Source organism: Sandarakinorhabdus sp. (genome assembly GCF_031422795.1).
Taxonomy (GTDB): Bacteria; Pseudomonadota; Alphaproteobacteria; order Sphingomonadales; family Sphingomonadaceae; genus Sandarakinorhabdus.
In genome coordinates this window covers 1-11,682 of sequence record NZ_JANPML010000380.1, presented here as the reverse complement: position 1 = coordinate 11,682, position 11,682 = coordinate 1, and the positions used below count along the sequence as shown (strand labels likewise).

11 protein-coding genes are annotated in these 11,682 nt (G+C 65.2%); 3 read left to right on the top strand and 8 right to left on the bottom strand.

Annotation, left to right across the window (positions count from 1 at the left end; translation table 11 throughout):
• A partial coding sequence (gene clpB / locus RMO81_RS13350) for an ATP-dependent chaperone ClpB (RefSeq protein WP_310476385.1) occupies window positions 1-2,453 on the bottom strand: 2,453 nt, incomplete at its 3' end.
• 77 nt (window positions 2,454-2,530) lie between these two features.
• Window positions 2,531-2,989 (bottom strand): hypothetical protein, encoded by a 459-nt coding sequence (locus RMO81_RS13345; protein WP_310476384.1) that lies wholly within the window; start codon window positions 2,987-2,989, stop codon window positions 2,531-2,533.
• A gap of 118 nt (window positions 2,990-3,107) precedes the next feature.
• On the opposite strand from RMO81_RS13345, the gene RMO81_RS13340 reads away from it, so the two are divergent.
• Complete coding sequence (locus tag RMO81_RS13340) at window positions 3,108-4,178, top strand: PQQ-dependent sugar dehydrogenase (RefSeq protein ID WP_310476383.1); 1,071 nt, start codon at window positions 3,108-3,110, stop codon at window positions 4,176-4,178.
• Between the two features lie 4 nt (window positions 4,179-4,182).
• On the opposite strand, the gene RMO81_RS13335 is transcribed toward RMO81_RS13340, so the two are convergent.
• The 3 genes from RMO81_RS13335 to RMO81_RS13325 all read right to left on the bottom strand — a co-directional run bounded on the left by RMO81_RS13335 (window position 4,183) and on the right by RMO81_RS13325 (window position 7,373).
• Window positions 4,183-5,004 carry an SDR family oxidoreductase gene (locus RMO81_RS13335; protein WP_310476382.1) on the bottom strand — a complete coding sequence of 274 codons (822 nt, stop codon included), beginning with the start codon at window positions 5,002-5,004 and terminating at the stop codon, window positions 4,183-4,185.
• A 91-nt stretch (window positions 5,005-5,095) separates the two neighbouring features.
• Window positions 5,096-5,491, bottom strand: coding sequence for an MAPEG family protein (locus RMO81_RS13330; RefSeq protein ID WP_310476381.1), 396 nt, complete (start codon window positions 5,489-5,491; stop codon window positions 5,096-5,098).
• Window positions 5,492-5,513: 22 nt separating this feature from the next.
• Window positions 5,514-7,373: a CocE/NonD family hydrolase gene (locus RMO81_RS13325; protein ID WP_409049621.1), complete on the bottom strand. Its 1,860-nt coding sequence runs from the start codon at window positions 7,371-7,373 to the stop codon at window positions 5,514-5,516.
• A 352-nt stretch (window positions 7,374-7,725) separates the two neighbouring features.
• Here RMO81_RS13325 and RMO81_RS13320 point away from each other — a divergent pair, with 352 nt between their 5' ends.
• Window positions 7,726-8,283 carry a hypothetical protein gene (locus RMO81_RS13320; RefSeq protein ID WP_310476379.1) on the top strand — a complete coding sequence of 186 codons (558 nt, stop codon included), beginning with the start codon at window positions 7,726-7,728 and terminating at the stop codon, window positions 8,281-8,283.
• Here RMO81_RS13320 and RMO81_RS13315 read toward each other — a convergent pair whose 3' ends face one another.
• Genes RMO81_RS13315 through xseA form a run of 3 tightly spaced genes read right to left on the bottom strand, consistent with a single transcriptional unit; the run spans window position 8,284 to window position 10,816 of the window.
• Entirely contained in the window at window positions 8,284-9,099 is an 816-nt protein-coding gene (locus tag RMO81_RS13315; protein WP_310476378.1) for a M23 family metallopeptidase, read from the bottom strand.
• Window positions 9,100-9,155: 56 nt separating this feature from the next.
• On the bottom strand, window positions 9,156-9,377 hold the full coding sequence (locus tag RMO81_RS13310; RefSeq protein ID WP_310476377.1) for a DUF2093 domain-containing protein: 222 nt from the start codon (window positions 9,375-9,377) through the stop codon (window positions 9,156-9,158).
• Window positions 9,377-10,816 carry an exodeoxyribonuclease VII large subunit gene (gene xseA / locus RMO81_RS13305; RefSeq protein ID WP_310476376.1) on the bottom strand — a complete coding sequence of 480 codons (1,440 nt, stop codon included), beginning with the start codon at window positions 10,814-10,816 and terminating at the stop codon, window positions 9,377-9,379. Before xseA ends, RMO81_RS13310 begins: the two co-directional genes overlap by 1 nt.
• A 61-nt stretch (window positions 10,817-10,877) precedes the next feature.
• On the opposite strand from xseA, the gene purD reads away from it, so the two are divergent.
• Window positions 10,878-11,682, top strand: an 805-nt coding sequence (gene purD / locus RMO81_RS13300) for a phosphoribosylamine--glycine ligase (RefSeq protein WP_310476375.1), incomplete at its 3' end; no start/stop codon positions are given.

Below are 11,682 nucleotides of genomic sequence, written 5' to 3'. Positions count from 1 at the left end.
TTCAACGGGCGCGCGCCATAGACCGGGTCGTAACCGACGCGCGCCAGCCAGCGCCGGGCAGCATCAGTCAGGTCCAGCGTCACCTTGCGGTCCTTCAGCAGCGACTGCACGCGGCTCACCTGGATATCGACGATGGGCGCCATTGCCTCTTGCCCAAGCCGCTGGAACAGCACGATTTCATCGAGGCGATTGAGGAATTCGGGGCGGAAATGCCCGCGCACAACTTCCATCACCTGCGGTTCGGCTTCGCTCACCGGATGGCCGTCGGGCAGGGCGGCAATATACTGGCTGCCCAGGTTCGACGTCAGGATGATCAGCGTGTTGGTGAAATCCACTGTGCGGCCCTGGCCATCGGTCAACCGGCCATCGTCCAGCACCTGCAACAGCACGTTGAACACGTCGCCATGGGCCTTTTCCACTTCGTCGAACAGCACCACCTGATAAGGCCGGCGCCGCACGGCTTCGGTCAGCACGCCGCCTTCTTCATAACCGACATAGCCGGGAGGTGCGCCGATCAGCCGGGCAACGCTGTGTTTTTCCATGAACTCGCTCATGTCGAGCCGCACCATCGCGCGCGGATCGTCGAACAGGAATTGCGCCAGCGCCTTGGTCAGCTCGGTCTTGCCGACGCCCGTCGGGCCAAGGAACAGGAAGCTGCCAAGCGGGCGATTGGGGTCCTGCAGGCCGGCGCGGGCGCGGCGCACGGCAGCGGAAACCGCCTTCACGGCAGCGGCCTGGCCAATCACTTGCGCTGAAAGGATGCTCTCCATCTTGAGCAGTTTGTCGCGCTCGCCTTCCAGCATGCGGTCAACCGGGATGCCGGTCCAGCGCGACACCACGCCGGCGATATCGTCGGCGGTCACTTCCTCGCGCACCATGGCGGATTGGGTCACCTGCTCGGCCTCGGCCAGCTGGCGTTCCAGTTCGGGGATGCGGCTGTAGGTCAGCTCGCCAGCCTTGGCATAATCGCCGCCGCGCTGCGCCTGTTCCACTTCGATGCGGGCGGCGTCCAATTGCTCCTTGATGCGGGTCGCGCCGGCCAGCTTTTCCTTCTCGCCCTGCCAGCGGCGGGTGAGGGTGCCGGATTCCTCTTCCAGCCCGGCCAGTTCGGTGTGCAGCGCGCCCAGCCGTTCCTTTGAGGCGGCATCGGTTTCGCGTTCCAGCGCGGCGGCTTCGATCTTGAGCTGGATGATCCGGCGGTCGAGCGCTTCGATTTCCTCGGGCTTGCTCTCCACTTCCATGCGCAGGCGGCTGGCGGCTTCGTCCATCAGATCGATGGCCTTATCGGGCAGGAAGCGATCGGCGATGTAGCGGTTGGACAGCGTCGCGGCGGCCACGATGGCGCCATCGGTGATGCGCACACCGTGGTGGAGTTCGTATTTCTCCTTCAGGCCGCGCAGGATGGAGATCGTGTCTTCCACCGTCGGCTCGCCCACCAACACTGGCTGGAAACGGCGTTCCAGCGCGGCGTCCTTCTCGACATGTTTGCGATATTCATCCAGCGTGGTGGCGCCGATGCAGTGGAGTTCGCCGCGGGCCAGTGCGGGCTTGAGCAGGTTGGAGGCGTCCATCGCGCCTTCGCCCTTGCCGGCGCCAACCAGCGTGTGCATTTCATCGATGAACAGCACGACATCGCTGCCTTCGGCGCGCACTTCATCGAGCACGCCCTTCAGCCGTTCTTCAAACTCGCCGCGATACTTGGCACCGGCGATCAGCGCGCCCATATCGAGCGACATCAGGCGTTTGTCTTTCAGGCCATCGGGCACGTCGCCGTTGGCGATGCGAAGGGCAAGGCCTTCGGCAATCGCGGTCTTGCCCACGCCGGGCTCACCGATCAGCACCGGATTGTTCTTGGTGCGCCGCGCCAGCACCTGAATGGTGCGGCGGATTTCCTCGTCGCGGCCGATGACCGGATCAAGCTTGCCGGCGCGCGCCGCTTCGGTGAGATCGCGGGCATATTTCTTCAGCGCATCGAACTGGTTTTCCGCGCCGGCGCTGTCGGCCGTGCGGCCCTTGCGGACCGTGTTGATGGCTTCATTGAGCGCCTGTGCGGTGACGCCGGCCCCCTTCAGCGCCTTGCCGGCTTCGGTGGTGGTGGCCAGCGCCAGGGCGACCAGCAGCCGTTCGACGGTGACGAAACTGTCCTTGGCCTTTTCGGCGATCTGTTCGGCCTGATCCAGCAGGCGCACCGTATCATTGTCCCAGCTCAGCGACTGCGCGCCGCTGCCCGACACCTGCGCAATCTTGGCCAGTGCCTGATCGGTGAGCTGCAAGGCGGTTGCCGGCGTGCCACCCGCAGCCTTGATCAGGCCGGATGCCATGCCCTCTTCATCTTCCAGCAGCGCCTTCAACACATGTTCGGGCGCCACGCGCTGGTGGTTGTTGCGGATCGCCACGGTCTGCGCCGATTGCAGGAAGCCCTTGGCGCGGTCGGAAAATTTTTCGATATTCATGAAGGCCGTTCCTCCTGTTCAACGGAGGATATGGTGTGGCTTCTAAGCAACACAAGTAGGGGTGTTGCTTAAATCGGTCAGCGCGGCTTTACCCAGCCGAACACGAAGCCGCCGAAGGCACCAGCCAGGCAGAACAGGATGAAGCCATCAGCGCCGCGTGCGCCGGCCAGCGGCGTCATCTGGAACTGGGCGTGCATCAGGGCCAGCACGGCAGCGACGGCACTGGCACCAGCCAGAGGCCAGGCAATGGGCGCGAGCAGCGGCACCTTGGGCTTGAGCCATCCAGCCAGGGCAAAGGCCAGTAGCAGCCCGACGCCGAACACCAGCAGCAATGGCACCAGCAGGCCGGTGAAATCGCGCAGCGCCGTGTCCAACGCAAGACCTGTGGGGATTTCCACCCCCAGATCGATCAGACCGGATTGCACCTGCCAGCTCTGGATCATGCTGGCGATGGCGGTAGTGGCAAGAACCGCGGCGGACCAGGCCGGGCCAGACTTCAATATGTCTTTACGCAACAGGTCCTTGAAATTGGCCATGTGCTTTTTTTCCTGTTCGTTGCCCGTATCTACTCCATGATGGATTCGCGAGGGAAGGGTTGATTCGGCAAAAATGGTAACGAAGCTGAAAATTCTGTTAATAACTCTTACTTTCGCCGTGTATGGATCCTTAACGGCCAGCGCGGCGCAGGCAGAGCAGGTGCAGGTGATGGCCAGCGGGCTGGATCATCCGTGGAGCCTTGCGTTCTTGCCGGCTGGTCCCAAGGTTGGTGACGTGCTGGTGACGGAGCGGGCCGGGCGGCTGTGGCGGCTTGGTGCGGGCGGCCGCAAGCAAGCGATCAGCGGCGTGCCAGCTGTGCGACTGGCCAGCCAGGGCGGCCTGTTCGACGTGGTGTTGCACCCGCGCTTTGCCGATAACGGCTTGATTTACCTGTCATATGCCGCCGGAGAGAAGGGCGCGAACTTCACCCGTGTTACCCGTGCCCGGCTGGAGGGCGATCGGCTGGTGGAAAGCCGCGTGATCTTCCAGGTCAGCCCGGCCAAGGACACGCCGGTGCATTTCGGCGGCCGCATGGCGTTCCTGCCCGATGGCAGCCTGGTGCTGACCACCGGCGATGGTTTCGACTATCGCGAACAGGCGCAGCGGCTGAGGTCGGGCCTGGGCAAGATCATGCGCATGGCGGATGATGGCCGGCCGCTGGCGGGTAATCCTTTTGTCGGCAAATCAGGCGCGCAACCCCATATCTGGAGCTATGGCCACCGCAATCCACAAGGGCTTGCGGTTGATCCGGTCACCGGCCGGCTGTGGGCGCACGAACATGGCCCACAGGGCGGTGATGAGCTGAATCTGATCCAAAAGGGCGGTAATTACGGCTGGCCGGTGGCCACCAAGGGCCTGGATTACAGCGGCGCGACCATCAGCCCTTATCAGACCTATCCCGGCATGATCGACGGCCGCACCGTGTGGGTGCCATCGATCGCGCCTTCGGGCCTGGCGGTCTATCGCGGCGCGCTGTGGCCGCAGTGGCAGGGCGATCTGATCATCGGCGCGCTGGTGAACAAGGAAGTGCGGCGGCTGGATGTGGATGCCGCCGGCAAGGTGGTGGGGCAAAGCCGCATCTTCCCCAAGATTTCGGCGCGCATCCGCGACGTGCGCGTGGCCCCTGATGGCGCGGTGTGGCTGACCACCGATGAGGCGGCGGGCAAGGTGCTGCGCGTTACCCCTTGAAGGGTCAGTGCGCCGTCCAGCCGCCGTCGATCACCAGTTCTGCTCCGGTCATATAGCGGCTGGCGTCGCTGGCCAGGAACACGATGCCGGCGGCAATATCTTCCGGACGGCCGGCAAAGCCCACTGGGGCGCCAGCGCCGACCGTAGCCACGTCGATGGCGTTGGCTCCCGGCGTGAGCGCAGCGCTCAACACGCCGGATGTATCGAGCTTTTGCCAGATTGGCGTGTCGATGATGCCGGGATGCACGCTGTTGCAGCGGATGCCGTCGCGCGCGGCAGCGCACTCCATGGCCACGGCCTTGCTGAGCAGCCGCACGGCGCCCTTGCTGGCGCAATAGGCGCTCATGCCGGCAGAACCGCCCAGCCCGGCGACCGACGAAATGTTGATGATCGAGCCGCCAACATGGCCATCAGGCCGGGGCGAGCGCATAGCCGGCAGTGCGTGCTTGATGCCGAGGAAGCAGCTGGTGACGTTGATATCCATCTGCCGGTTCCACTGTTCCAGCGTCACGTCGGTGATCAGGCCCGATGTGCCGATGCCGGCGTTGTTCACCAATATGTCGAGCCGGCCATACAGGCCCATCACCCGCTTCACCAGTTCAGCCCAGCGCGGTTCCTCCACCACATCCTGGCCGCGAAATGTCGCCTGGCCGCCGGCGGCTTCGATCAGGGCCACGGTTTCCCGGCCGCCGGGCGCATCGATATCGGTGGCGAACACGATGGCGCCTTCCGCCGCCAGTGCGATCGCCGATGCGCGGCCGATGCCGCTGGCGGCGCCGGTGACAAAGGCCACGCGGCCCCCGAGTGAACCGGTGAGAGTGCCCATCAGATCATCCTTTCCCGCGATTGATTTCAAAACAGGGTGACATCCACGCCGACGGCGCGCCAGCCCCTCATTTTGCGCAACGGCGGGCCGGTCAGATCAGTGCCGAAATGCCGCCCCAGATGCCGGCAACCAGCAGGATCAGCGTGGGGAAGAAGGTGAGGCCAAACCCAGGCCCGCGCTTGGCCGGATCGGCGTAATAGGCGCGGGCATAGAGGATGCGGCCCAGGCTCCACACGGCGGTGAGGCCGGCAGTGGCCACGTCACCCAGCACGGGTGCGCCAACGATCACGGCGGGCACCAGCAGCGCCAGTTGCTCCAGCGTGTTCATGTGCACGCGGTTGCGCTTGTCGAATTCGGGATGGCCGGTGGATTGCGGGGCTGGCACTCCATATTTGGCGCGCGCGCCGCCAACCACGGCACCCAGGCCGAAATAGACGATCAGTGCGGCGATCAACGCCAGCGTGGTCATTGGATAGGCGGTCAGCATTGGTCAGTCCCCTTTTCGAAACTCAATTGGGCAGCGCGGCGCGCGCGGCGGCCGCACCGCCCACCACCGGAATGGCGATGTGGCTGGGCCGCGCCGAGTCGCGCCACACGCCCTGCGTGGCCTTTTGGAAATCGCCGGGTGCGGCGTTGAAGATGTTGGGCACGAATTTCTGTGGGTTGCGGTCGTACAGCGGGAACCAACTAGATTGCACCTGCACCATCAGCCGGTGGCCAGCCGGAATCACATGGTTCACGCCGGGCAGCAGGAAGCGGTAGCGCTCGGCCTTGCCGGGGGTGAGTGGTTCCGGCTTTTCAAAGCTCTTCACATAGCGGCCACGGAAAATCTCCATGCCGATGCCGAGTTGCAACCCGGCCAGATCGGGTTGCACGCTGTTTTCTTCGGGGAAGACGTCGATCAGCTTCACCACCCAATCGCTGTCGGTGCCCGACGTGCTGGCGAACAGATTCGCCTGCGGCTGGCCGTGGATCTGCAGCGGCGCCTTCAGCGGCTGGGAAACATAGGTGACAACGTCGGGCCGGGTGCTGGCGTGGCGCTGGTCGCTCACCAGCCAGGCGCCCCACATGGCGCGGTCGTTCAGGTTCATCGGCACCGGCACGAACGGCACCGGGTGGGCCGGATCGGAGACATAGTCATCATGCGCCGCCTTGGCGGCCGGGGCGGCGAGCGACAGGCTGAAGCGGTCATCAAGGTAGAGATTGACCGTCTCGCCCGCCGGGAAGCGATCGTGGCGCTGCCATTTGTCGGCCCCCACGGCATAGGTGAGCACCGGCGGCGTGTCGAACGCCGGCGCCGCGGTTTTCAGATGGCTGTCGAGGAAGGGCTTCATCACGTCGCGGCGGAACTGCCGGCCGGTGTCGCCTTCGAAGTGCAGCACGCCCAGCCCGGAGCCATCATAATTGACGCCCGAATGCCGCCACGGGCCGATGACCAGACTGAGCAATTTGTTGCTCGTGTCCTTCGGTTCCAGCGCGCGATAGACGGCGGGCGCGCCATAACTGTCTTCCTGATCCCACTGGCCCACCACCAGCATGGTCGGCACGGTGAGCGGGCGAGTGCCGAGCAGGCGATCCAGCGCCTGGCCCTGCCACCAACTGTCATAGGCCGGGTGTTCCATCACCTTTTTCACCGCCGGCAGCGTGTCGAAGCCATATTTTTTCGCAAAACCGCCGGCCGATCCGGCGGCAAGGAAATCGGCATAATAGTCGCGCCGGCCCATCGCCACATCGGTATCGGCCGATTTTGAACCGGTCTGGTTGACGAAATAATCGAGGAAACCCTGGCGGAAGGCGCCGTTGTGGAACCAATCATCGCCCACCCAGCCATCGACCATCGGCGACATCGGCACGGCGGCCTTCAAGGCCGGGTGCGGATCGATCAGCGCCATCAGGCTGGTAAAACCGGGGTAGGACGAACCGGTGATGGCCACCCGGCCATTGGTTTGCGGCACATTTTTCACCAGCCAGTCGATCGTGTCATAGGCATCGGTGCTGTGATCGGTGGCAGTGGCATTCAACGGCCCGCGCAGGGGCCGGGTCATCACATAATCACCTTCGGATTTGTGGATGCCGCGCACGTCCTGATAAACGCGGATATAGCCATCCTCCACCAGCTCCTTGTCGGCCACGGGCAGGATTTCGCTGATCTGCAGGCTGACATTGCGCGATGTGGTCTTGTCGGCGCTGTAGGGCGTGCGGGTGAGCAACATTGGCCCGCCGCTGGTGCCCTTCTTCATCACCACCACGGTGAACAATTTCACCCCGTCGCGCATCGGCACCATGATTTCGCGGCGCACATAATCGGCGGCTGGCGTGACAGCATCGAACCTGGCGCCGATATCGGGCTGCATCGTGGGCGTAGGCATTGGGGGTGTTTGTGCCGTGGCTGTGGTGGCCAGCAACAGCGTCGCTGCAACTATTCTGATCATTGTCCCTCCGTTGCCTGTTCATGGCCTGCCGGCGGGCAGACGGCAAGCCGGTTGGAAAGCTGAAGAAAATGCAAAGGAGCCTCCGGCGGGCAGGCCTGAGGCTTGCACCCATTTGTTTTGCCCGCACACAGGCGGCAAAGTCTTCGCTTGTCGCGGTCCTGATGAAAGTGGGTCCAGGGCCTCAGGCCCTGGCCGCCGGAGGCCCCCTTTCTTGCTTCTATCGCAAGTGTTGGCCTAAGCGCGGCGATGGCGTATCCAATGCCGCAGACGCCCTCGCGAGGTTCAGCCCATGCGCATCACTGCCACTGCCGCCCTTTCTGCCTTGATGATCGCCGCGCCGGTACTGGCCGCCGACAAGCCGAAAAATGCCCCGCCAGCGGTGGTGCAGAAACTGCTCGATTGCCGGGCGCTTACGGATGCTGCGGCGCGGCTGGCCTGCCTTGATGCCGGGGTGTCGGCGCTGGCCAGCGCGGTGGAAAGCCGCGACGTGCTGGTGGCTGACAAGGAAGAGGTGAAGAAGGCGCGGCGCGGCCTGTTTGGCCTGGCGCTGCCCACCTTCAACCTGTTTGGCGCCGACAAGGACGAAGTGGCCGAAGGCGAGAAGAAGGATGAGCGCGGCGCGCTGACCGAGATCGAGGCGATTATCACTGCGGCGCGGCCATCGCGCACGGCCGGCTGGCGCTTTGTGCTGGATGACGGCAGCACCTGGCTACAGACCGACTCGCTTGGTTTCCGCCACGATCCCAAGCCGGGGATGAAGATCCGCATCCGGCGCGCGGCGATGGGCAGCTATCTGGCCAATGTCGAAGGTCAGACAGCGGTGCGGGTGAAGCGAATCGTGGAGTGATCAGCGGCCCGTAGCGTCATTTGCTGGCATTGTTGGCAGCAGCGCTTCGGGATCGACACGCACACCGTGCCAGGTCATGCCCCAGTGCAGATGCGGGCCGGTTGATCGGCCGGTGGAGCCGATGGCGCCGATGATCTGGCCCTGCGCGATGATATCGCCGGCTTTCACGTCGATGCGGCTGAGGTGCATCATCGCCGAATGCAGGCCACGGCCATGATCGATGATGATGATATTGCCTTCCAGCGCAAACGGCCCGGCGGCCAGCCGCACGATGCCGGGGATGGGGGCCCGCACCTTTGTGCCGCTGGGCGCGGCGATGTCCATGCCGCTGTGATAGTTTGCGGCCACTTCGCCATAGAAACGCTGTTCGCCGAAATGGGTGGAGATGCGGCCCAGGGCCGGCCATTGATAGGCGCTGCGCCAGAACGGCCAGGGCGAGATTTCCGCCCGGGCGGCCTTCACCTGCGCCACTTCGGCTTCGCGCCGGGCTTCATATTCCAGATTGCGCGGTGCGTCGGGATCAGCGGGGCGCATCAGCCGGGCCGGCAGACGATCAATGTCCCACGAACGGCCCGCCACCACCAGTTCACGGCGGGCGCTGCGGCCATCTGGGGTCACCCATTCCAGCTGCTTGTTGCCGGCAAAATCGCGATCGATGCCAGCCATGAAGCGGCCATCGCCATCAATATGCACCGGCTGGCCATCAAGGCGCAGGTTGCTGCTGCCAGCCGGCAGCGCCATCATCATCAACTGGCCCTGTATCGCCGTCAGCGGCTGGCTGATCACCATTGGCACCGGCGCGGCGGCCACCGTCATGGCCGCGCCTGCCAGCAGAACCGGCCAAGGAAAATACCTTGCGCCCAGGAAACGCATCACGCCGGGAACGGGCCCTTTGCGCGCATTTCGGCATAGCGCGCCGTGGCGACATCGGCATTGAAATAGGCTTCCTGCAGCTCGTGGCTCCAATAGCGCAGGGCGGCCAGATTGATGCGCTGGCCGGTGACGGCGCACAGCACATGATCGCCGGATTCGATGATGCGGTAACTGCCCGATTCATAGAGCAGGCGGGCCGGGCGGCCGAAACGATCGAGCATCAGAACAAACTCCCCTGCGGCGGCGCCGGTTTGGTGAAGACGGGCGTTTCGCCATCAGCAAAGCGGATCGTCAAGCTTGCATGTGACGCAGCCGCGCCGGCACTGGCCACGACATGGCCTTGCCCGTCGGTAACAATGGCATAGCCGCGGGCCAGCACCTGTTCCGGCCCCAGGCTGGCGAGCAACCGCCCGGCCTCGCCAAGCCGGGCCGATGCGGCAGCCAGCCGCGATTCGATCAGGAACGGTCGCAGCCCGGCGCCGATGCGGGCCAGTTTTTGGCTGTCGGCGTTCAACGGCCGCGCCAGCGCCGGCCCCAGCCGTGCCGTCGCGCTGGCCAGGCGTTCGGCGCTGCGCGTGGCTCGTGCGGTCAGCAGTTCGGTGCGCAGGCGGGCGCTGGCCGTGGTCAGCCGCAAACTGGCCTGTGCCGCGCGGGCGTTCAGGGCATTGGGCAGGCGTTCGGCCAGATCATCGATGCGCTGGGCCGCCATGCCGATCAGGTTGCGCGGCTGCGGCAGCCGGCGGGCCAGGCCAATGCTGCGTTCGCGGCGCAATTTCCAGCCGCGCACCACGGCGTCATCCAGCCGGCCGGCCAGCATGGTCACCGATGCGGCCAGTTCGGCGCGCACCGGAACGGCGCGTTCAGCCGCGGCTGTTGGCGTGGGCGCGCGCCAATCCGAGACATAATCGATCAGCGTCGTATCCGTCTCATGGCCGACCGCGCTGATCAGCGGGATCTGGCTGGCGGCGACGGCGCGTACGACATTTTCCTCGTTGAAGGCGGCAAGATCCTCGATGGAGCCACCGCCGCGCGCCACGATGATCAGATCCGGGCGCGGAATCGGGCCGCCGGGCGCAATGGCGTTGAAGCCGGCGATGGCCGCCGCCACCTGCCCGGCCGAGCCTTCGCCCTGCACCGACACCGGCCACACCAGCACCCGGCGCGGGAAGCGATCGGCCAGCCGGTGCAGGATATCGCGGATGACAGCACCGGTCGGGCTGGTGACGACGCCGATCACACCGGGCAACCACGGCAATTGTTGTTTGCGTGCCGGATCGAACAGGCCTTCGGCTTGCAGCTTCAGCCGCCGCGCCTCGATCTGGGCGAGCAGCGCGCCAACGCCGGCCGGCTCCATGCGCTCGACGATCAGCTGATATTTGGAACGGCCGGGATAGGTGGTCAGCTTGCCGGAAATGATGACTTCCATGCCGTCTTCGGGGCGGAATGACAGCGCTGCTGCCGGGCCGCGCCACATGGCCAGATCGATCAGTGCGCGTTCGTCTTTCAGGCTGCCGTACCAATGCCCGCTGGATTGGCGGCGAAAGCCCGACAGCTCGCCGCGCACGCGCACCTGGCCAAAGGCGGTTTCCACCGTGCGCTTCAGCGCGCCGGCGATCTCGCTGACGCTGTATTCGGGGGTATTGTCTGGTGTATCGTCCACCTGCCTTCCTTAAACCGCTGCCGGCCCTTGTCGCAACAGATGCGCATGATAGGGATGGGGCATGAGTACCTGCCCCGATTCCGTTGATATTCTTGTGCTGGGCGGCGGTGGCCGCGAACACGCGCTGTGTTGGCGCCTGCGCCAATCGCCGCGTTGTGGCCGGCTGCTGAGCGCGCCGGGCAATGCCGGCATCGCCGACGTGGCGACCTGCGTGGCGCTGGACATCAACAACGGTCAGGCTGTCGTCGACTTTGTGGCCAGGGAAAAAATTGCGCTGGTCGTGGTCGGCCCGGAAGCGCCGCTGGTGGCAGGCGTCGCCGATGCGCTGCGCAGCGCGGGTGTGCCGGTGGTTGGCCCCTCTGCTGCCGCAGCGCAGCTGGAAGCGTCGAAGGGTTTCACCAAGGATCTGTGCGCCGAGTTCAACATTCCGACGGCGGCGTATGGCCGCTTCAGGGATGCCGCGGCGGCCAAGGCCTATCTCGCTAAACAGAAACTCGCCATCGTCGTCAAAGCGGATGGCCTCGCGGCCGGCAAAGGCGTCGTCATCGCCGAGACGTTTGCCGAAGCCGAGGCGGCCATCGACGCGTGCTTTGCGGGCGCGTTCGGTGAAGCGGGCGCGGAGGTGGTGATCGAAGAGTTCATGGCCGGCGAGGAGGCGAGTTTCTTCGCGCTCTGCGACGGCCGGCACGCGCTGGCGCTGGCCACCGCCCAGGATCACAAGCGCGTCGGCGACGGCGACACGGGGCCGAACACGGGCGGCATGGGCGCCTATTCGCCGGCGCCCGTGATGACGCCGGAAATGGTCGAGCGGACCATGCGCGAGATCATCATGCCGACGGTCGCCGGCATGCGCGCGCGCGGGCACC